Annotated in this window: 19 protein-coding genes; 5 read left to right on the forward strand and 14 right to left on the reverse strand. The window is 30.7% G+C overall.

Annotation, left to right across the window (positions count from 1 at the left end; genetic code table 11):
• Positions 1-4 precede the first annotated feature (4 nt).
• The 6 genes from ES045_RS11130 to ES045_RS11155 form a co-directional block, all read right to left on the reverse strand.
• A complete protein-coding gene (locus tag ES045_RS11130; RefSeq protein ID WP_147116363.1) occupies positions 5-1,099 on the reverse strand; it encodes a carboxylate-amine ligase in 1,095 nt (364 codons plus the stop codon).
• Between the two features lie 59 nt (positions 1,100-1,158).
• Entirely contained in the window at positions 1,159-2,211 is a 1,053-nt protein-coding gene (locus tag ES045_RS11135) for a RimK family alpha-L-glutamate ligase (protein ID WP_147116364.1), read from the reverse strand.
• A 29-nt stretch (positions 2,212-2,240) separates the two neighbouring features.
• Positions 2,241-2,945 (reverse strand): esterase family protein, encoded by a 705-nt coding sequence (locus ES045_RS11140; protein WP_147116365.1) that lies wholly within the window; start codon positions 2,943-2,945, stop codon positions 2,241-2,243.
• A gap of 123 nt (positions 2,946-3,068) precedes the next feature.
• Positions 3,069-3,578 carry a DinB family protein gene (locus ES045_RS11145; RefSeq protein WP_147116366.1) on the reverse strand — a complete coding sequence of 170 codons (510 nt, stop codon included), beginning with the start codon at positions 3,576-3,578 and terminating at the stop codon, positions 3,069-3,071.
• 12 nt (positions 3,579-3,590) lie between these two features.
• Positions 3,591-6,050 carry a polysaccharide biosynthesis tyrosine autokinase gene (locus tag ES045_RS11150; protein ID WP_147116367.1) on the reverse strand — a complete coding sequence of 820 codons (2,460 nt, stop codon included), beginning with the start codon at positions 6,048-6,050 and terminating at the stop codon, positions 3,591-3,593.
• A 6-nt stretch (positions 6,051-6,056) separates the two neighbouring features.
• Positions 6,057-6,845: a polysaccharide biosynthesis/export family protein gene (locus ES045_RS11155; protein ID WP_147116368.1), complete on the reverse strand. Its 789-nt coding sequence runs from the start codon at positions 6,843-6,845 to the stop codon at positions 6,057-6,059.
• Positions 6,846-6,934: 89 nt separating this feature from the next.
• Between ES045_RS11155 and ES045_RS11160 the strand changes: the two genes are divergently transcribed.
• The 4 genes from ES045_RS11160 (at position 6,935) to secA (ending at position 12,227) form a co-directional block, all read left to right on the forward strand.
• Positions 6,935-7,711 carry an O-methyltransferase gene (locus ES045_RS11160; protein WP_147116369.1) on the forward strand — a complete coding sequence of 259 codons (777 nt, stop codon included), beginning with the start codon at positions 6,935-6,937 and terminating at the stop codon, positions 7,709-7,711.
• 61 nt (positions 7,712-7,772) lie between these two features.
• Positions 7,773-8,345 carry a cob(I)yrinic acid a,c-diamide adenosyltransferase gene (locus ES045_RS11165; RefSeq protein ID WP_147116370.1) on the forward strand — a complete coding sequence of 191 codons (573 nt, stop codon included), beginning with the start codon at positions 7,773-7,775 and terminating at the stop codon, positions 8,343-8,345.
• Positions 8,346-8,514: 169 nt separating this feature from the next.
• Positions 8,515-8,736, forward strand: coding sequence for a DUF2795 domain-containing protein (locus ES045_RS11170; RefSeq protein WP_065318236.1), 222 nt, complete (start codon positions 8,515-8,517; stop codon positions 8,734-8,736).
• A 152-nt stretch (positions 8,737-8,888) separates the two neighbouring features.
• Positions 8,889-12,227 (forward strand): preprotein translocase subunit SecA, encoded by a 3,339-nt coding sequence (secA, locus tag ES045_RS11175; protein WP_147116371.1) that lies wholly within the window; start codon positions 8,889-8,891, stop codon positions 12,225-12,227.
• A 168-nt stretch (positions 12,228-12,395) separates the two neighbouring features.
• On the opposite strand, the gene folE is transcribed toward secA, so the two are convergent.
• The 7 genes from folE to nadC form a co-directional block, all read right to left on the reverse strand.
• Positions 12,396-13,061 (reverse strand): GTP cyclohydrolase I FolE, encoded by a 666-nt coding sequence (gene folE / locus ES045_RS11180; protein WP_410524643.1) that lies wholly within the window; start codon positions 13,059-13,061, stop codon positions 12,396-12,398.
• A gap of 218 nt (positions 13,062-13,279) precedes the next feature.
• Complete coding sequence (gene hisS / locus ES045_RS11185) at positions 13,280-14,644, reverse strand: histidine--tRNA ligase (protein ID WP_147116373.1); 1,365 nt, start codon at positions 14,642-14,644, stop codon at positions 13,280-13,282.
• A 123-nt stretch (positions 14,645-14,767) separates the two neighbouring features.
• The gene (locus tag ES045_RS11190) at positions 14,768-15,712 is read right to left on the reverse strand and encodes a YihY/virulence factor BrkB family protein (RefSeq protein ID WP_147116374.1); all 945 of its coding nucleotides are present in this window, start codon (positions 15,710-15,712) and stop codon (positions 14,768-14,770) included.
• Positions 15,713-15,766: 54 nt separating this feature from the next.
• Positions 15,767-16,339, reverse strand: a complete 573-nt coding sequence (locus ES045_RS11195; RefSeq protein WP_147116375.1) for a pentapeptide repeat-containing protein — start codon at positions 16,337-16,339, stop codon at positions 15,767-15,769.
• Positions 16,340-16,717 (reverse strand): copper resistance protein NlpE, encoded by a 378-nt coding sequence (locus ES045_RS11200; protein ID WP_147116376.1) that lies wholly within the window; start codon positions 16,715-16,717, stop codon positions 16,340-16,342.
• Between the two features lie 8 nt (positions 16,718-16,725).
• Positions 16,726-18,828, reverse strand: coding sequence for a M3 family metallopeptidase (locus ES045_RS11205; RefSeq protein ID WP_147116377.1), 2,103 nt, complete (start codon positions 18,826-18,828; stop codon positions 16,726-16,728).
• A 16-nt stretch (positions 18,829-18,844) separates the two neighbouring features.
• Positions 18,845-19,705 carry a carboxylating nicotinate-nucleotide diphosphorylase gene (nadC, locus tag ES045_RS11210; RefSeq protein ID WP_147116378.1) on the reverse strand — a complete coding sequence of 287 codons (861 nt, stop codon included), beginning with the start codon at positions 19,703-19,705 and terminating at the stop codon, positions 18,845-18,847.
• Positions 19,706-19,873: 168 nt separating this feature from the next.
• On the opposite strand from nadC, the gene rlmH reads away from it, so the two are divergent.
• Positions 19,874-20,347, forward strand: a complete 474-nt coding sequence (gene rlmH, locus ES045_RS11215; RefSeq protein WP_147116379.1) for a 23S rRNA (pseudouridine(1915)-N(3))-methyltransferase RlmH — start codon at positions 19,874-19,876, stop codon at positions 20,345-20,347.
• A 15-nt stretch (positions 20,348-20,362) separates the two neighbouring features.
• Here rlmH and ES045_RS11220 read toward each other — a convergent pair whose 3' ends face one another.
• Positions 20,363-21,160, reverse strand: a complete 798-nt coding sequence (locus ES045_RS11220; RefSeq protein ID WP_223267237.1) for a helix-turn-helix domain-containing protein — start codon at positions 21,158-21,160, stop codon at positions 20,363-20,365.
• Positions 21,161-21,308: the final 148 nt, after the last annotated feature.

Here is a 21,308-nt window from a genome sequence, read left to right on the forward strand (position 1 = left end):
TTTCTTATAAACCTAAAATAGTTTGTTCTGTAATATAGTCTACTACTTTTATTAAATCTTTTGTTTCTTCATACACTTTTAGTTGTCTGTCTGCACCGGTTCCGTTTTCTAACATTTTAAAAATGTATTCTACTTCTTCTCTAGAACCTAATTCATCTAAGACATCGTCTAAAAAATCTACAAATTCTCTCATTAAAAGTTTTGTATCTACTTCCTTTTCTTTTCCAAAATCAATCATTTTACCATCAATTCCGTAGCGTCCCGCTCTCCATTTATTTTCGTTAATTAGGGCTCTATGGTATACCATAAAATTAAGGTTTTGCATTCTTAATTTATATAATTTGGCAACCAAAGCTTGAATTAAAGCAGCAATACAAATAGTTTCATCTACTGTTAAAGGAACATCACAAATTCTAACTTCTAATGTGGGGTACACAGGGTGAATACGAATGTCCCACCAAATTTTCTTAGGATTGTCTATACAGTTCGTCTTTACTAAAACATTTAAATAGTTTTCATATTGGGCATAATTATCGAAAACACCGGGTATTCCGGTTCTTGGGAATTTATCGAAAACTTTAGATCTAAAAGATTTAAAACCAGTATTTCTTCCTTCCCAAAAGGGTGAATTTGTAGATAATGCATACAAGTGAGGTAAAAAATAACGCATTGAATTTACCAAATGAAGTGCCATATTTTTATCTTCCATACCAACATGTACATGCAAACCGAAGATTAAATTAGACCTTGCTGTGTCTTGCAATTCGTTTATTATCTCGTCATAACGAGGATTTGGAGTGATGCGTTGGTTTTCCCATTTAGAGAAAGGGTGTGTCCCTGCAGCTCCTATTTTAAAACCTAGATCATTGGCTATATTAGAAATTGATTTGCGAAGATATTTCACTTCTTCTCGGGCTTCTGTAATATTATTGCAAATTTTTGTACCAACCTCTACAACAGCTTCGTGCATTTCTGCTTTTACCTGTTCATTTAAAATTTTTTCTGCATTGGTAACAATTTGTTGATCATGAGAAATTAATTCTCTAGTTACAGGATCTATAACTTGGTACTCTTCTTCTATGCCTAATGTGAATTTCATCTTAAAAAAGGATTGGTTTATAATACCTGGCTGTTATGAACAACCAGGTATAGAGTTGTCTACTTTTTTGTTGCAGCTTTCTTAGCAGGTGCTTTTTTAACAGCTACCTTTTTTGCTACTGTTTTTTTAGCAGGTGCTTTTTTTATCGCTTTCTTAGCAGGTGCAATTTGATCTGTTACAAAGCTACCCCAAGTAAGATTCATTTGTCCTTTCTTATACTGTTTTGCTTTTTCAATAGCCATAGTAGCAGCATTTTCTACAATCCACTCAAAATTCTCTTCACCCACAGAATTAATGTCTGCATCTGGTGCAGGGTTACAAAAATCAATTGCATAAGGAATACCATCTTTAACAGCAAATTCTACTGTATTAAAGTCATATCCTAACGCTTTATTTAATCGAATACAATAATCATGTACAGTATCTAATATTTTTTGATCTACAGGATCTCCATCTAAAACATAACGTAAATGATGCGGATTTCTAGGTTCGTATTGCATTATATGAACATTATCTGTACCAAGTACGTAGCATCTAAAGTATTCTTTAAAATCTATTTCCTCTTGCAACATCATTACTAAATGCTCGGTTTCACCATGTTTTTCCCATAAATCTTCAGGGCTTTCAACTCTATAAACGCTTTTCCATCCACCGCCATCGTGTGGTTTCATATAAGCAGGAAAACCAACGGTGTCGAACATTTTATCCCAATTAAAAGGGAATTTCATGTTTCTAAATGAATTCTCATCAGTATCTGGTGGTCTTAGAGAAGATGGTAAAATAAATGTTTTAGGAACAGGAACTCCTACTTTTTCTGCTAAAGCATTGTTGAAAAATTTTTCATCTGCACTCCACCAAAAAGGATTATTGATGACTGCTGTACCTGTTATTGCAGCATTTTTTAAATAAGCTCTATAAAAAGGTACATCTTGAGAAATTCTATCTATAATTACAGCATATTCATCTGATTTTGCTTGCTCTACAGTGTCTATTAGTACTGCTTCTGCCATCATATCTTTAATACCTTCTGCTGCGATTTTCTGATTAACTCTGTCTATAAAAGCTTGTGGAAAAGTGTTTTCTTGTCCATATAAAATCCCAATTTTTTTCATAATAATTATTTATTTAGTTGTTAATTTTTTTAAATTTTCGATAAATAATGTGGAAACATTTCCCTCCAAATTGGCCAATCGTGTTTTGCCCATTTTCGTTCATCAAACCAAAATGGAATGTTTTTATCTGATAAAATTTTAGCTAAATCTTTATTCGCTTCTAAACAAATATCCCATTCTCCCACTCCTAAAATAATGTTCATATTCCACAAATCTGGATGGTTACTTTCTGGTAAAAAATCTACCGGATTATTAAAGAAGACATTGTCATCATAATAGCCATCTAAAAAAGATTTAATATCAAAAGAACCACTTAAACTAAACATATGGCTAACTCTTTCTGGGTGTTTAAACGCAAAGTTTGCAGCATGATAACCGCCAAAACTTACACCAGCAATCGCTAATTTTTGAATTCCTCTATCCTGACATATAGGGTTCACTACTTCTTCTAAAATAAACTTGTCATACCAAACATGATTTTTCACACGGTCTGCAGGATGAATTTCTTTGTCATACCAACTTAACTCATTGATACTATCCGGACAATAAATTTGCACCAAACCTTCTTCTAAAAACCATTTTGCAGATGCTATTAGTTTCATGTTTTTGCATTCAAAAAAACGCCCCATAGTTGTTGGAAATAACACAACAGGATACCCCGCATGCCCAAAAACCAACATTTCAATATCTTTATTTAATGTTGGCGAATACCATTTATGATAATCTTCTCTCAATATAGTAAAAATTTATTTATTTCTAAAATTAATTCGCAAAATTACACCATTTCAAGCATTTAACTTAAAAAAGTGTACGAATTACAAATTATGCTTTTTTAGAGCTATAATTTTATAAAAAATTTATAAATACCTCTCTTTAACTATGTTAAGATGATGAATTTGATGACCAGAGAATAAATATCCTAAAGCTCTAACAGACATATTATTATTAGACGCAACACCAATTCTTAACAAAGCTTCATCAGAAAAACTTTTATATAATTGAATGGAAGATTTTCTTAAGACCGCCATTTCATCTAATAGTTCATAATAATCTCTCTTGCTAACATTGTCATTAGCAACAAAAATATCTTGATCGAAACCAGGCAAAGAAGTTTTGTCATTTCTAGCAAAACACAGCGCTCTATAACAAAAGATTCTTTCTGTATCTATTACATGTTGTATCAATTCTTTTAAGGTCCACTTACCTAGTGCGTAAGAAAAATTATGCTTCTCTTTAGTTAGATTTCTTAACAAATTATCAAAGTCTTTTTGAGAACTTTTTAAATTTTCAATAATAGATGTTTCATTTATAGAAACTAATTGAATGTATTGTTCAAAATAAGGAGCGTATTCTGTTTTTGAAATCATGCTAAATAATTTTTATTTTTTTGGTTTAAAGTAACCTAATAATTTAGAGAAAAAACCTTTACCCTCTTCATTGTCATGATAGCCATAACTATATTTTCCGTAACCATAGCCGTAGCCGTAGCCATAACCATAGCCGTATTTACTTTTTATAGAAAAATCATTTAATACATAACTAATATTAGATACTTCTTTGTTTCTGTATTTGTCATCAATCATTCTCATCATTCCTTTTTCGGTATAATTCTGACGAACAACATAAATTACAGCATCTGAGTATTTAAATAATTCTAAAGCATCTGAAACTATACCTACAGGTGGTGTATCTATAATAATATAATCATATTCTTTTTTTAGCTGTTTAATCATTTCATCTGCTGCGTTATTTAATAGCAACTCAGAAGGATTGGGAGGAATAGGTCCTGATAATATTAAATCTAAATTTGGAATTTTTGTTTTAGAAATAACCTCTTTTAGTGTTTTCTGTTTTATTAAATAATTTACAACACCAACATCATTTGGTAAATCAAAATCATCATAAATCCTAGGTTTTCTTAAATCTAATCCCAATAAAACAGTTTTCTTTCCACTTAATGCAAAAACAGTTGCCATGTTAATAGAAATCATGGTTTTACCTTCTCCACTTACACTAGATGTTAAAATTAATGTTTTTGCTTCATCTTCTTTGGCGTCTTTAAATAAAAACTGAATATTAGATCTTAATGCTCTAAAAGACTCTGATACCGAAGATTTTGGTCTTTCAAAAACAGCTAAATTATTCTTTCCTGTATTTTTTCCTACAACACCTAAAACGGGTATTGTATAATTATTCTGAATTTCTTCTGCCGTGTGTATTTTATTGTCTAATAATTCTCTTATAATGATATAAAATAGTGGAAAAACCGTACCCAACATTATAGCTACTAAATAATTAAAACTAGGTAAAGGGTAATTTGGTCCTTGTCCTAAATCTTTAGCAGTATCTATAATTTTAACATCAGAAACATTGGCGGCAATTGCTGTACCTGCCTCATATCTTTTTTGTTTTAGATAATTGTAATTCGCTTCAGAAAGTTCATAATCTCTTTGAAAACTTATAAGCCCTTGTTCTTTTTTTGGTAATTTTTTTTTTTTAGATTTATAAATACTTAGATTAGAATTCACTTTTCTTAACCTATTATTATTTACTCTTTGAAGAGAAGAGATGTTTTCTATTAAGTTATTTTTAATAATTTGAATTTCTCTAGACAACTGAATAACATCTGGGTGGTTGTCTTTAACCATATTGCGTAAACTTTCTCTAAAACTAGACTTTGTAACCAAGTTGCTAATTAACCCTGCTATTTTAGGGTCTTCAATAGCAAGAGAAGCAGGTACAAGGTTATCTCTATTATACTTATTATTTGAATTAATATAACTTCCTAAATTTACTAAATAATCGTTATAATTTAATAATTCTTGTTTTTCTTTTTCTAAATTAATGGCTTCTCCGAAAATTTCTGTTCCCTGTGAAGAGAGGTCAAAAATATTATTGGTTTCTCTATAATCGCCAAGGTCTTTCTCTAATTTTCTTAATTTTTTTTCTTCAGCATTAAACAACGTGTCTATGTATGCTTGCGTTTTTACAGCATATTCTATTTTCTGAACTTTCTTAACAGAGTCTAAAACTTTTACTGTAGCATTTAGATAATCTTCTATTCTTTTTTTATTACCACCTTGCTTGCTTAGCCTTAACATAGAGGCTGCATTTGTAATACTACTTACATTAAGACCTCTATTACCTGCCACAGTTCCATCGAAACTAGCAAATTGTATAAAATACTTTTCTCCCACTTTAAACGGACTAATTTGTTTTATTGAAAAATGAAGAAACGGTGTATTGATAGTATCCTTTATATGGTATTCTTTAGAAAAATTTAATTCTTTAGATGGTAAATTAATAATACTATTTGTATCGTAATTTATTAATGAATTACGACCAGATTCGTTAAAATCAAAAGAAATTTTAAAAGTATCTTCTCCGGTTAATTCTACACTAATTAATTTATTATATAATTGCGGTTTACTAGTTTTTAAATTGACAACAAAAGGAGTATATCCATATTTATCTTCATTTCTAAATCGACCTTCTTGAAGATAATTAATGTAAAAATTTAATCTTTTTACAACAATTTCATTGTGAGATCTAGACTTCAAAATTACTTTTACGGTTTCTAACTCGTCACTTGAGCCACCCCAGTTAAAAGCAATATTAGTTCCAGTAGAAAATAACGGATTATTCTCTTCTTTTACAGAAATAACAGTATCTAAACTGTACACTTCTTTCATGTAACCATTCATAAATTTGGCAACAATAAGGCCAATAACAATGGTAACTAAAAACAACTTCCAGTATGCTAAAACTTTGTAAATGTATTCTTTAACATCTATAGCACCTGCTGCAGAAGTTTGATTACCTTTTAATTGATTACTCATATATTTTTATAAATTTCTAGCTAAAATTATGGTAGATGTAATTAATGTAAAAACAGATACAATAGTAGATAAACTCTGTAGCCCTGTTTTACCTGTACCCCAAGATTTTTCTTGTAAAGGTTTTATATTAATAATATCATTTGGTTTGATATAAAAAAAATCTGAATTTAAAACATTAACGTCCGTTAAATCTAAAGTGAATTTTTCTGTACCATTTATAGAGCGCCTAATAATTTCTATTGCCTTTCTATTGCCAACATCTGTAATATCTCCTGAACTTGCAACAGCATCTATTATAGAAACTCTATTTTGATAAATTACATTGGTACCGGGTTGGTTAATCTCTCCAATAATGGTATATCTAATTCCTGATAATTTCACAGAAACAAACAAACTCTCATCATTTTTAATATATTCTTCTCTTAATTTACTTTCAATTTTTTTTCTGACTTCAATTTCGGTGTATCCCAAAACATTAATCTCTCCTAAGGTTGGCACTCTAATATTACCATAATTATCAATACTATAATCAGAAAAGTAACCTTGATCTCCTTGCGATCCTCCACTACTTCCAGTACTTGAATTCCCTTTTTGAAAAACATCTACAATCGTTGCTTTTTTAGACGTTATGTTAATCTTTAGAATGTCATCTATCTGTAATTTATAAGGCGTATTATTAATTCTTTTAATTTCTGAATTAGAAATAGGTTTTCCTTGAAGGTATGTTAACTCTTTATTAGAGACACAAGCACTTAATGAAGCTAATATTAATATTAAAAATAAGTATTTTTTCATGTTTAATTTTAAAGACTATCACAACAAATATACTTTTTATAAGTGTAAAGCTATAATTTTATTTTATTTTCGTTTTTCATTTTTAGATAATGTTATATCAACAGAGAAAATACCTTCAATTTTTATTAAAAGCGAGCAATCAACATGGCGTTCATTCCCCTTTTGTGTATCAGCTTATTACAAAATGTTTTTACAAAAAAACACCTAAAAATTTAGCGAAATATTTCCTAAATATTAAACAACATTTATTAAACAATAAAAAAACAATAGAAGTCACAGATTTTGGCGCTGGTTCTAAAGTATTTAAAAATAATACCCGTAAAATTGCTCAAATTGTAAAAGTTGCAGGAATAGCTAATAAAAAAGCAAAACTGCTCATTAAAATTGTAACTTATTTTAAACCAAAAAACATTCTAGAAATAGGAACTTCAATAGGTTTAAGTACTACTGCCATTCAAATGGCAAATAGTAATGCATCAATTATAACTTTAGAAGGTTGCCCAGAAACCAGTAAGGTAGCTAAGAAATTATTCGAGAAAAATAATTTTAATGCTATCGAAGTAATTACTGGCGACTTTTCGAAAACACTTCCTAAAGTTACAGAAAAAGCAACATTCGATTTTATTTACTTTGACGGAAACCACACCAAACAAGCCACTTTAAAGTATTTTAAAGAGTGCTTAAAAACAATTCACAATACTTCTTTTTTTATTTTTGATGATATTTATTGGAATGCAGAGATGCAAGAAGCTTGGGCAATCATAAAAAATCACCCAGAAGTTACAGTTACGGTAGATCTTTTTTACTTCGGAATCGTTTTCTTCAGAAAAGAACAAGCAAAAGAACATTTTAAGATTAGGGTTTAACAGTTTATTAGAAAATAAACGTTGTAACTTTGATACTTTCGAACTTTGAACTAAAATAAAAATGAAAATATATACAAAAACTGGCGATAAAGGTACTACTGCCCTATTTGGCGGAACAAGAGTAAAAAAATACAATTTACGCATAGAGAGTTATGGTACGGTAGACGAATTAAACTCATATATAGGTTTAATTAAAGACCAAGAAATAGCACCATATATAAAGGAAACACTCTTAAAAATTCAGAATGAATTGTTCACTTTAGGAGCTATGTTAGCAACTCCTCCAGAAAAAGAGACTTTAAAATCAGGTAAAGAACGTTTGAACATTCCTAAAACAGATGAAAATGCCATTCTTTTCTTAGAAGATGAAATCGATAAAATGGATGCAGAGCTTCCTCAAATGACTCATTTTATTCTTCCTGGAGGACATCAAGCAGTGTCATTTTGTCACATTGCAAGGTGTGTTTGCAGACGTGCAGAACGCTTATCTGTAGAATTAAATGACCAGGAAACAATAAATAATGACATCTTAAAATACTTAAACCGACTTTCTGACTTTCTTTTTGTGTTGGCACGAAAATTGTCTAAAGACTTAGAAATAACCGAATTTAAGTGGATTCCTAAGAAAAATTAATACGTTCTTTTTTTATCGAGCAGAAGAAATTAAAATTTTATCTTTTTATTTAAATAGCTGATTTTAAGTAACTAAGAAAAAATAATAATTACTTCGAAATAAATTTCTTAAAAAAGACTTGCATAATTCAGCAAAAAAATTATTTTTGCACAAAATTAAACAATAAGAAATGTATTGGACATTAGAATTAGCATCTTATTTAGCAGATGCGCCTTGGCCAGCAACCAAAGACGAGTTAATAGATTACGCTATTAGAACCGGATCTCCTTTAGAAGTAGTAGAAAACCTACAAGACATAGAAGATGAAGGCGATGCGTATGACTCAATTGTAGAGATTTGGCCAGATTATCCGACAGAAGACGATTATCTTTGGAACGAGGATGAATACTAAACATAACAATTAAATATAAAAAGTCTCTAAAGAGGCTTTTTTTTTTGTTTTTATTTTAAAAGAATAAGAACACTTTTTTATAGTTTGTAAAAACCTGATATACAACCAAATAAAATAGCTATTTTTTTTTAGCTGACATAAACATATATATAATGAATATTTTAAATTCAGTAATAAAACTTTTTGTGGGTGATAAACAACAAAAAGATTTAAAAATTTTACAACCAGTTGTAGAGGATGTAAGAAAATTTGAAACAGCGTTTTCTAAATTATCTAATGACGAATTAAGGGCAAAAACTGTTGAGTTTAAAGAGAGGATAAAGACCGCTACAAAAGAGTTTGATGATAAAACACTTGCACTTGAAGAAGAAGCTGTAAAAGCAAATATCGATAGACAAGAAGATATCTACGCAGAAATAGACACTTTAAAAGATGAAGCTTACAAAATTTCTGAAGCTACTTTATTAGAAATTATGCCAGAAGCTTTTGCTGTGGTAAAAGAAACCGCAAAACGTTTTGTAGAAAATAAAGAAGTAGAAGTTACTGCAACTGCTTTTGACAGAGAATTGTCTGGTGAAAGAGATCATGTTATATTAGAAGGAGAGAAAGCTTTTTGGGCAAACTCTTGGGATGCCGCCGGTAAACCTGTTACTTGGGACATGGTACATTATGATGTTCAATTAATTGGTGGTTCTGTTTTACATCAAGGTAAAATTGCAGAAATGATGACTGGTGAAGGAAAAACATTAGTTTCTACTTTACCTGTATACTTAAATGCATTAACAGGAAATGGTGTGCATTTAGTAACGGTGAATGATTATTTAGCAAAACGAGATAAAGCTTGGATGGGACCAATTTTTGAGTTTCACGGCTTCTCAACAGATTGTATCGATTATCATCAACCAAATTCAGACGCTCGTAGAAAAGCATACAACGCAGACATTACTTACGGTACAAATAACGAATTTGGTTTCGATTATTTACGTGATAACATGGCAAGTTCTAAAGACGATTTAGTACAAAGAGCACCAAATTACGCAATTATTGATGAAGTAGATTCTGTTTTAATTGATGATGCAAGAACACCGTTAATTATCTCTGGCCCTGTTCCTCAAGGAGACAGACATGAGTTTAATGAACTAAAACCTTTGGTAAGTGATATTGTTGGTATTCAAAGTAAATATTTAATTGGTGTTTTGGCAGAAGCTAAAAAACTAATTGCAGCTGGAGATACTAAAGAAGGTGGTTTTCAATTATTAAGAGTTTACAGAGGTCTACCTAAAAATAAAGCCTTAATTAAGTTTTTATCTCAAGAAGGAAATAAACAAATTCTTCAAAAGACAGAAAACTATTACATGGCAGATAATAACAAGTTAATGCCAGAAGTAGATGACACTTTATGGTTTGTTATTGAAGAGAAAAATAATCAGATTGATTTAACTGATAAAGGGATTGCTCATTTATCAGAAAAAACCGACAATGATAATTTCTTTATTTTACCAGATATTGGTGTGAAAATTGGTCAAATTGATACTTCTGAAAATTCTGCAGAAGAAAAAGCAGTTAAAAAAGACGAACTATACAAAGACTTTAGTATTAAAAGTGAACGTATTCACACCATGAATCAACTTTTAAAAGCATACACTGTTTTTGAAAAAGATGTGGAATATGTAGTGATGGAAAATAAGGTAATGATTGTTGATGAACAAACGGGTCGTATTATGGACGGGCGTCGTTATTCAGACGGATTACATCAAGCCATTGAAGCAAAAGAAGATTGTAAAATTGAAGATGCTACGCAAACTTTTGCAACGGTAACGCTTCAAAATTACTTTAGAATGTACCGCAAACTTTCTGGTATGACAGGTACTGCGATTACAGAAGCTGGCGAGTTATGGGAAATCTATAAATTAGATGTTGTAGAGATTCCTACAAACAGACCCATCCAAAGAGATGACAAAGAAGATTTAGTTTATAAAACTGCGCGTGAAAAATACAACGCAGTAATTGAAGATATTGTAAAATTAGTTGAAGAAAAAAGACCTGTTTTAGTAGGTACAACTTCTGTAGAAATATCAGAATTATTAGGTAGAATGTTACAAATGCGTAAAATTCCTCATAATATTTTAAATGCAAAATTACACAAACGAGAAGCAGATGTTGTTGCAGAAGCGGGTAAACCTGGTGTGGTTACTATTGCAACAAATATGGCGGGTCGTGGTACCGATATTAAATTAACCAAGGAAGTTAAAGAAGTTGGTGGTTTGGCAATTATTGGTACAGAAAGACACGATTCTAGACGTGTAGATAGACAGTTACGTGGACGTGCAGGGAGACAAGGTGATGTTGGGTCAACACAATTTTATGTTGCTTTAGATGACAACTTAATGCGTCTTTTTGGTTCTGATAGAATTGCAAAAATGATGGACAGAATGGGGTTAAAAGAAGGTGAAGTAATTCAGCATTCTATGATTTCTAAATCTATTGAAAGAGCACAAAAGAAAGTTGAAGAAAATAACTTTGGTATTCGTAAACGTCTGTTAGAATATGATGATATTATGAACGCTCAGCGTGAGTTCGTTTATAAAAGAAGACGTAATGCTTTAGATGGTAAACGTTTGCAAGTAGATATTGCAAATATGATTTATGAAACTTGTGAATCGATTATTAACAATAATAAAGCAGCGAAAGATTTTCAGAATTTTGAGTTTGAGTTGATTAAGTTTTCTTCAATGACTTCTCCTATTTCTGAAGAAGAATTTAATAAATTAAATGAGAAGGAAATTGCAGACAAGTTGTTTGATATTGTTTCCGAACATTACAAAGATAAAATTGAAAGAAATGCCGTTTTAGCGTTTCCGGTAATTAAAGATGTTTTTGAAAATGAAGGAGACAAATATGAGCGAATTGTAGTTCCTTTTACAGACGGAAGTAAATCTTTACAAGTGGTTACCAACTTAAAGGAGGCTTACGAAACTGAAGGAAAAAGTTTGGTTAGAGATTTTGAGAAAAACATTACGCTAGCAATTATAGATGAAAACTGGAAAGAGCATTTACGTAAAATGGATGAATTAAAACATTCTGTACAAAATGCTTCTTATGAACAAAAAGATCCTTTATTAATCTATAAGTTTGAAGCTTTTGAATTGTTTAAGAAAACAGTAGATGAAATTAATAAAGAGGTATTGTCTTTCTTATTTAAAGGAGAATTGCCTACTAAAGATGCAACTCAAATTTCTGAAGCGAGAGACCAAAGAAAAGAGCGTTTAAATGCAAGTAAAGCAGATGTACAGAACTCAACTGAACAAGCTATCTCTAGTTCTAAACCAAAAGCTGAGCCAGTAGAAACAATTGTAAGAGACCAACCTAAAGTAGGTAGAAACGAGCGTGTTACTATTAAAAATGTAATGAGTGGCGAAGAAAAAGAAGTAAAGTTTAAACAAGCTATTCCTTTATTAGAAAAAGGAGAATGGGTTATTTTAAATAACTAACATACATCTTATTTCTGTTTAGGTAGAAATTTATAATAAAAAAAAACCAGAATTTTCTACATTAGAATCTTCTGATTTTTTTTTATATTGTAAGGAATCCTAATAAACAAAAAACCGTTTAGAATAAATTTCTAAACGGTTTTTTTATATTTTTAAAATTCTAAATTCTTAGAATTTCGTGTCCATTTTTAGATATTCTAAAAACTCTCTTTTTGTTTCTTTATTTTTAAACTTTCCACCAAATTCTGAAGTTACCGTAGAACTTTCGATGTCTTTAATTCCGCGGGAGTTTACACATAAATGTTTCGCATCAATAACACAAGCAACATCTTCTGTTCCTAGAGCTTCTTGCATTGATTGTACAATTTGCATGGTTAAACGCTCTTGTACTTGTGGTCTTTTAGAAAAGTACTCAACAATTCTATTCATTTTAGAAAGTCCGATTACTTTACCATCAGAAATATAAGCAACATGTGCTCTACCAATAATTGGCAATAAATGATGTTCGCAAGTAGAATACACAACAATGTTTTTTTCTACCAACATTTCACCATACTTATAATTATTGTCAAACGTAGATGCTTTCGGCATGTTTTTGGGATTTAACCCCATAAACAATTCATTTACAAAAGCTTTTGCAACTCTTTTAGGAGTTCCTTGTAAGCTATCATCTGTTAAATCCATTCCTAAAGTGATTAAAATATCTTTAACACTTTCTTGGATTTTTGCTATTTTTTCTTCGTCAGAAATATCAAAAGCATCTGGTCTTATTGGATTTTCCGCAGAGGTTGCCACATGATTTTCTCCTATTACTTCAATTCTATCGTCATTCATTTTGCTGTTCAATTCAAACATTTCATTCTATATTAAAGTGCAAATTTACGTGTTTGCAACGTAATATTTTAGTTTTTATATCAATTATCGTTATTGTTCAATAAAATTCTGCAAGCTTCGTTCTAGACTTCGACAAATGTTATTTATAGACCAACATATTCAGGAGATATTTTTATATGTCAATTCATTTAACATCTTTTAAATGAAGCTTGCAAAAACTATTTTAAATTTACTACTAATTCGGATAAAGAACAATTAATTTGTTCTCCAGAACTCATATTTTTCAATGTAAAAACATCGTTTTCTACTTCAGAAACTACAAATTCTATTTCTCTTGTCGCAACATATTTCCATTGTCGTTTTTGTGCCTTATTACTTTCACCTAAATCAGGATAAAACTCTGATTTGATCTTATTTGCTCTCAAACTTTTAACCGCTTTCATTTTTGCAACATCTGTAGCTGCATCAAAGTTTAAGAAAATCACTTTCGGTTTAGGCAAATCAACTGCTTTAAACAGACTTAATTCTTCTAGTACTAAATAAATTCTATCCAATCCGAAAGAAATTCCAACGCCAGAAACATCTTTTAATCCAAAGATTCCTGTTAAATCATCATATCTACCACCACCACCAATAGAACCCATTTTTACACCTGCTGGTGCTGCTACTTCAAAAATAGCTCCTGTATAATAATTTAAACCTCTTGCCAACGTAACATCTACTTCTAAAGTTGCCGTTTCTAAACCTAGCTCTTCAATAGCATTTATTACAAAGCGCAACTCCTCTACACCATTTTTTCCTTCTTCGGAAGTTTGCAACAGCTGTTCTAAAGAAGCTAATTTCTCTAAATTAGAACCTGTAAAATCAAACAAAGGTTGTACTTTTTCGATGGCTTCTTCTGTAATGCCTTTAGACAACATTTCTTTTACAACACCTTCTTTACCAATTTTATCTAACTTATCTAAAGCTACCGTAAAATCGATTAACTTGTCTTGTGCACCAATAGCTTCTGCAATACCAGAGAGTATTTTTCTATTATTAATTTTGATGTTTGTTCCCGCTAAACCTAAGGTACTAAAAACAGCATCATATAACTGAACAAACTCTACTTCTTGCCATAAAGATTTACTTCCAACAACATCTGCATCACACTGAAAAAACTCTCTAAAACGCCCTTTTTGCGGTCTGTCTGCTCTCCAAACAGGTTGTACTTGGTATCTTTTAAAAGGAAATGTAATTTCGTTTTGATGTTGCACAACGTAACGAGCAAAAGGAACTGTTAAATCGTAACGCAATGCTTTTTCTGATATTTGAGAAGTAACTTTTAAACTATCTTTTTTAGACAATAATTTCTCCTCTGCTTTTTTTAGAAAATCACCAGAATTTAAAATCTTAAAAATTAAACGATCTCCTTCTTCACCATATTTCCCCATTAAGGTGGATGAATTTTCGAAACTCGGCGTTTCTATGGGTTGAAAGCCGAACGTTTCAAAAGTAGTTTTAATCGTGTTCATAATGTATGTACGATTTGCAACTTCTGTTGGCGAAAAATCTCTAGTTCCTTTTGGTATGCTTGGTTTCATATAAATTTGTTATCAGTGTTCTTTTATCAATTATCATTTTTAACTATTCGTATTATAACTTATTTTTCATTGATACATGATCATTAGTTATTGATAATTGAAGCAACAAATATCGTGAAAAAGTTATAATTTTTTAGGAGTTATAAAACTTTTATTTCGTCTTCTTAAAGAGTAAATAGACGCGTTTAATTCAAAGCCAAGTAAGAGAATAATTGCATTCAGCCAAATAAATAACATCAATATTAAAAGTGTTCCTATAGAACCGTATAACTCGTTGTATTTTGCAAATTCATTTACATAATAGCCAAATAAATAGAACGTTAAGATTGACAGAATTGTAGTAAAAACAGCTCCTGGAGAAAAAAACTTAGAATGTTTCGCTTCTTTAACACCGTAATGATACAACATAGAAACGCTGATAAAAATCATCAATAAGAAGATCAAACCACGTACTAACTGAATCCAAATTAAATTTTCTTCTAACCAACCTAAAGAAACCATGTCTTTTAAAATCAACTCGAAAAAGATAATTAGCGTTACCGTAACTAGTAAAAAAGCCACAATTACAATAGAAACCAACATGGCTATAAAGTAAGCTCTAAATACATTTCTAACTTCTTTTACATGATAGGAGTATTCAAAACCACCAAAAATAGCGTTTACACCGTTTGTCATTAAAAAAATAGAACCAATAAAACCAAAGGAAAGCAAGCCACCATACTGATTTTTAATAATATCTACCAAAACAGAATCTACTGCTTCGTAGGTTTTAGGTGGTAAAATATCTGAAATTATAGACAATAAACCTTCTTGCGCGCCTTCTATTGGTAAAAAAGGAATTAAGGTTAACACAAATAATAAAAAAGGAAAAATTGCCATAAAAAAACTGTACGCAATTCCGCCTGCTCTTGTGGTTAATGCACCTTCTATAATACCAATAAAATACATTTCTAACACGTCATATAAAGACATGCCTTCTAAACCGGGAATCTTAATTTTCTTCCCAATTTTAACCAAAATATTTACGATTGGTATTTTTTCTAGCTTGTCTTCTATTTCTTTTGTCATGATACGAGATGCAAAGTTATATCTAATTGCTACTTTGTGCTTTTAAGTATTTTATTACTCAATTACAATCTTATAATCTAAGAGCAATCCTGCAAGGTTCTCTTTACCAAACTTTGCACCTTTTAAACGGTTGTTTTCTGGGTTGATGTTAAAATTAAAAGCGGTTCTAAAATCTGATTTCTCTAAATTTGTTCCTTCGAAAATTGCTCCTCTTAAATCTGAATCACTAAAAAAGCTACCGTTTGCGATGGCTTCTGTAAAATCTACTTCCTCTAAATTACAGCTTATAAAATTTGTTTTGGCCATTTTTAATTGATAAAATGAACTAAAATTTAACTGACATTCTTTAAATGAAATCTGTAATAAAAACGGATTCACCTCATTAAACTTCACTCCTATCATTTTACAATTGCTAAAATTTACATCTTTAAAAGAACTATCTGCCACAATTGCATTGCTAAAATTACAGTCTATAAATTCACATTCTACAAATTGAATATTCGAGGCATGAATGCTCTCAAAATTGCAATTTAGAAACGTACAATTATCATATTCTCCTTTTTGGATTTTCGTTTTACTGAAATCTATTTTAGCGTATGCTTCGCTATCGAAATAAGTATCTGTCATTTATAAATTTACTTTTTGCTTTGTTAATTTATAATTTAACTCACTTTCAATTTTGTTTCCATCAATATCTAACAATTCTATAAAATCATCTCCAATTTTATATTTAAAAGGCGATTTCTCTAATTCTAAAGTTATTTTTCCATCTTCTACAAAGTATTTTCCTGTTTCCTTAAAAACACGATCCTCCCCTTTTCCATTGTAAACAGTTTCTAATAGAAAAGTTCCATCAGCATTTAAGGTCATTTTATTGTCTATTCCGCTACAATCTCCACAAGGAAATTCTCCTTGATAAACGCCTGTAATATCTTTTACTTCGTTGCTTTTACAAGCTGAAAAAAGAATACAAACGATTACTAAAATTTTAAAAATTTGATTCATTTAGGTTGCTATTTTAATCCTCTTGCTTTTAACATTGGTGTTGCTTCAGGATCTCTTCCTGCAAAGGCTTTATACATTTCTGCATACTCCATTGTGTTTCCTTTAGACAAAACTTGCTCACGAAATTTCTGACCGTTTTCACGCGTTAATAATCCGTTCTCTTCAAACCAACCATACGCATCATGACTCAACATTTCTGTCCATAAATACGAATAGTAACCCGCAGCGTAACCACCGCTAAAAATATGTGCAAAATACGTAGAACGGTATCTTGGCGGAATTTCAGACACATTTAATTTCATGCTTTTTAAAGCTTCAGCTTCAAACTTAGCTACATCTTCAATTTTATCGTTTGCAGAAATGGTGTGCCATTTCATATCTAAACTAGAAGAACCTAAGTTTTCTATCATAGAATAGCCTTGGTTAAAAGTACCTGCGTCTTTAATTTTCTTCAATAACGCTGCAGGAATCACTTCTCCTGTTTTGTAATGAATTGCATAATTGTTTAATATTTCTGGATGCGTAGACCAGTTCTCGTTAAACTGAGAAGGGAACTCTACAAAATCTCTTGCAGTACTTGTTCCAGAAATTGAAGCATATTTCTGATTTCCGAAAAAACCGTGTAATGCATGTCCAAATTCATGAAACATAGTTTCTACTTCGTCAAAACTGATTAGTGCAGGTTCTCCTGCTGCTGGTTTTGGTGAATTACACACGTTATAAATTACTGGTTTTTGGTTGCGTAACTTAGATTGTTTTACAAAACTACTCATCCACGCGCCACCACGTTTGCTATCTCTTGCATAATAATCTCCAAAGAATAATCCTAATTTACTTCCGTCTTCTTCAAACAATTCGTAAACCACAACATCTGGGTGATACGTTGGTATGTCTGTGCGTTTTTTAAACGTAATTCCGTATAATTTTGTAGCGGCGTAAAAAACACCTTTTTCTAAAACGTTGGTCATTTCAAAATAAGGTTTTATGTCGTCTTCATTTAAATTGTACTTCGATTTACGCACTTTCTCTGCATAATGATTCCAGTCATATCCAGCTAATTTAAAATCTTCTCCTTCTTTATTAATTTCTTTCTGAATTTCTTTTATCTCAGCACCTGCTTTCTCTAAAGAACCCGGAATTAAGTTTTTAAACATGTCAAAAACTTTATCTGGTGTTGCCGCCATAGTTCCTTGTAAACTCCAACTTGCATAATTTTCAAAACCTAGTATCTGTGCTTTTTCAGCTCTTAACAAAGCCATCTTCAAAACTAAATCGCTGGTATCATAAGCACCATTATCAGCTCTGTGTATCGATTTTTCGAATAACTCTTTTCTAGTTACCCTATTTTCTAACGTTTGTAAAGCTGATTGTTGTGTTGTATTTACTAACTGAATTTCATACTTCCCATCTTTTTCTAAAGAACTTATTTTTTCATCAGAAAAACCTTTTAATTGTGCTTTGTCAGTAATTACAAGTCCGCCTTTTTTACTCGCATCTAATAATTTCTTTCCAAAATCATTTGACAAACTTGCTATTTCAGAATTTATCTCTTTTAATTTCTCCTTTTTTTCTTCGGATAAATTTGCACCTGCTTTAGAAAAGTTCTTAAAATATTCTTTTACCAAATGTTTCGATTCTGCATCTAAATTAGCATCCGATACATTATTATATACTGTTTTAATTTTCTCAAACAGTTTGGTATTTAATAAAATATCATCTGAATGTTTAGAAAATTTTGGAGCTAATTCTTTCTGATTGGCCTTTATAGTATCATTTGTATGCGCACCTGCAAGTCCAGAAAAAACCGAATTCACATCATCTAACTTCTTGCTACTTTCTTCTAAAGCTAAAATGGTGTTTTCAAAAGTTGGCGTTTCTGTGTTCTCTGTAATTTTTACAATTGCTTCATTTTGCAATTTCATCCCTTCTAAAATTGCAGGTAAAAAATGCGCCGTTTTTATTTTAGAGAAATCTGGCGTACCATATTCTAAAGTACTTTTAATTAATAAAGGATTTTTCGAAATATCCATTGTATGTTCTTTTTTCACCTCTTTCGTATTACAAGAAATCACTAATAATAAGGAAGCTGCTATTGTTATATATTTTTTCATTGTGTACTGAATTAAATTAATCAATTGCTTTTAAACTTAAATCTAAATTATAAACCGAATGTGTTAATGCGCCAGAAGAAATAAAATCTACGCCACATTCTGCATATTTTCTAATGGTATCTTCATTAATTCCGCCAGAAGATTCTGTTAAACAGGTATCGCCAATTAAAGCGACTGCTTTTCGAGTGTCTTCGTAATTAAAGTTGTCTATTAAAATTCTATACACACCTTTATTAGACAAAATTTCTTTAATTTCTTCTAAACTTCTTGCTTCTACAATAATCTTAATATCTAGTTTTTTCTCTGCAAGATATTTCTTTGTTTTGGTGATGGCAGCCGTAATTCCGCCAGCAAAATCGATGTGATTGTCTTTAATCATTACCATATCATACAAGGCAAAACGATGATTTTCTCCACCTCCAATTTTTACAGCCCATTTTTCTAACGCTCTAATTCCTGGAGTTGTTTTTCTGGTATCTAAAACTTTTGTTTTTGTTCCTTTTAATAAATCAGCAAAAAAAGCTGTTTTTGTTGCAATTGCAGACATTCTTTGCATTGCATTTAGCACCAAACGTTCTGCCATTAATATCGATTGCGATTTTCCTGAAACATGAAAAACAATGTCTCCATACTTTACTTTTTCGCCATCTTTTATAAAAGTTTCTACCTCTAAATCTTTATCTACGTATGAAAAAACTTGTTTAGCGAATGCTACGCCAGCAATAATTCCATCATCTTTTACTAATAATTTTGCTTTTCCTTGTGCATCTGCAGGGATACAAGAAAGAGACGTGTGGTCTCCATCGCCCACATCTTCGCGAATTGCATTGCTTATTATAAGTTCTAATTCTTTTTCAAATTGTTCTTTTGATATCATAATTTCTGAATTCTGATGTAAAAATAACAATGATTTTCAACTTTTAGTAACTTCTGTTGAATTTATGTTTTAAAACTGATAAATTTGTGAAAATTATAATTAGAAACTTCTCGATACAATTTTCTCTTAAAATCGGAAATCACTCGAGGTGACAACCATAGATCAAAAATGAAAATCAAACTTTTAGCCATTGGTAAAACAGATAATAAACACTTAATTCAGTTGGTTGCAGAATATGAAAACCGACTAAAACACTACGTTAAGTTTGAATTGGAAGTGATTCCGGATATTAAAAATGTAAAGAATTTAAGTGAAGTTCAGCAGAAAGAAAAAGAAGGAGAACTGATATTATCGAAATTGCAAAATACAGATCAATTGGTGCTGTTAGACGATAAAGGAAAGCACTTTACTTCTATTGAGTTTTCGCAATATCTTCAGAAAAAAATGAATTCTGGTATTAAGCAATTGGTTTTGGTTATTGGTGGGCCTTATGGTTTTTCTGACGCTGTTTACACAAAATCTAGCGGAAAAATATCATTATCTAAAATGACATTTTCTCATCAAATGATTCGTTTGTTTGTTGTAGAGCAACTATACAGAGGTTTTACAATTCTTAAGAATGAGCCTTATCATCATGAGTAACTACCACTACATTTTCTAAACTGACTTTTTCATTTTTGAAGCAATTCTGTAAATTAAAATAATCTCGAAAATTTCAACAATAAATTGAGTAACAATTGCAATTGGAGACAATAGCACAAGCAAAAGGCAAATTCCAGTTATGATCTCAAGAACTCCAGTCCATTTTGCTAAGTCTCCAAAATCGGTTAACCTCATAATTGCGATTCCTACGATTATACTTAAAACTCCGTACGCAATTAGTTTTGAAAGACCAAAAACACCTAAAAAGTCTTCCCAAATATATAATGAAGTTATATCTAAAACAGCAAAAAACAATGTGAAAAGTATAATTAAAAAAGCACTAATTTGTAATAAGTAATTTTGAAACAGACCACCAATAATTACAAAGCCTCTAAAAAATAAAAACAAAGAAACAACTGCTAACAGTTTAATTACAATATAAATACTTTTAAAGGCATTACTTTCTTTCTCAAAACTTAATAAATCTGCACCAACTTCAAAAAAGCCAACTATAAAATAAACAATTCCAAAAATCATAGCAATAGTTAGTTGCTTATAAATATTGTCTTTATTAATTCCTAAAATAGAATCGAATTTTCCTGGAGTATATTTTTTCTCAAACACTTCTTCATAATCAAAACCCAGAACCTCTAAAATTGCTTTTATCGTATGGCTTCTTGGTGAAACATTACCTGCTTCTATTCGTTGAATTGTGCGCACATTTATATTACATTGATCTACCAATTCTTCTTGTGTAAATCCTTTTTGTTTACGAAGTTCTAAAATCTTCTTTCCTAATGCTGGTTGTTTCATTACAAGTATATTTTTAAATTCCATACAATGTTAATGCAGTAAATTAAGTTAACAAATTATTTGAGTTCTTTTTAACCCGACATTTCCACGACAAACCAATGATAACGGTACTTTTGGAGTTTTATAGTTTTTGCAATCTACATACTTT

It is taken from the genome of Polaribacter sp. IC073, assembly GCF_007997075.1.
Taxonomy (GTDB): Bacteria; Bacteroidota; Bacteroidia; order Flavobacteriales; family Flavobacteriaceae; genus Polaribacter.

Excerpts from the sequence above, each read along its gene's own strand:
- nadC (WP_147116378.1), bottom strand. The coding sequence starts at position 19,705 with ATGATATCAAAAGAACAATTTGAAAAAGAATTAGAACTTATAATAAGC.
- ES045_RS11145 (WP_147116366.1), bottom strand. The coding sequence starts at position 3,578 with ATGATTTCAAAAACAGAATACGCTCCTTATTTTGAACAATACATTCAA.
- ES045_RS11130 (WP_147116363.1), bottom strand. The coding sequence starts at position 1,099 with ATGAAATTCACATTAGGCATAGAAGAAGAGTACCAAGTTATAGATCCT.
- ES045_RS11220 (WP_223267237.1), bottom strand. The coding sequence starts at position 21,160 with ATGAAACAACCAGCATTAGGAAAGAAGATTTTAGAACTTCGTAAACAA.
- hisS (WP_147116373.1), bottom strand. The coding sequence starts at position 14,644 with ATGAAACCAAGCATACCAAAAGGAACTAGAGATTTTTCGCCAACAGAA.
- ES045_RS11160 (WP_147116369.1), top strand. The coding sequence starts at position 6,935 with ATGTTATATCAACAGAGAAAATACCTTCAATTTTTATTAAAAGCGAGC.
- folE (WP_410524643.1), bottom strand. The coding sequence starts at position 13,061 with ATGAATGACGATAGAATTGAAGTAATAGGAGAAAATCATGTGGCAACC.
- secA (WP_147116371.1), top strand. The coding sequence starts at position 8,889 with ATGAATATTTTAAATTCAGTAATAAAACTTTTTGTGGGTGATAAACAA.
- ES045_RS11150 (WP_147116367.1), bottom strand. The coding sequence starts at position 6,050 with ATGAGTAATCAATTAAAAGGTAATCAAACTTCTGCAGCAGGTGCTATA.
- ES045_RS11190 (WP_147116374.1), bottom strand. The coding sequence starts at position 15,712 with ATGACAAAAGAAATAGAAGACAAGCTAGAAAAAATACCAATCGTAAAT.
- ES045_RS11195 (WP_147116375.1), bottom strand. The coding sequence starts at position 16,339 with ATGACAGATACTTATTTCGATAGCGAAGCATACGCTAAAATAGATTTC.
- ES045_RS11165 (WP_147116370.1), top strand. The coding sequence starts at position 7,773 with ATGAAAATATATACAAAAACTGGCGATAAAGGTACTACTGCCCTATTT.
- rlmH (WP_147116379.1), top strand. The coding sequence starts at position 19,874 with ATGAAAATCAAACTTTTAGCCATTGGTAAAACAGATAATAAACACTTA.
- ES045_RS11200 (WP_147116376.1), bottom strand. The coding sequence starts at position 16,717 with ATGAATCAAATTTTTAAAATTTTAGTAATCGTTTGTATTCTTTTTTCA.
- ES045_RS11205 (WP_147116377.1), bottom strand. The coding sequence starts at position 18,828 with ATGAAAAAATATATAACAATAGCAGCTTCCTTATTATTAGTGATTTCT.
- ES045_RS11170 (WP_065318236.1), top strand. The coding sequence starts at position 8,515 with ATGTATTGGACATTAGAATTAGCATCTTATTTAGCAGATGCGCCTTGG.
- ES045_RS11135 (WP_147116364.1), bottom strand. The coding sequence starts at position 2,211 with ATGAAAAAAATTGGGATTTTATATGGACAAGAAAACACTTTTCCACAA.
- ES045_RS11155 (WP_147116368.1), bottom strand. The coding sequence starts at position 6,845 with ATGAAAAAATACTTATTTTTAATATTAATATTAGCTTCATTAAGTGCT.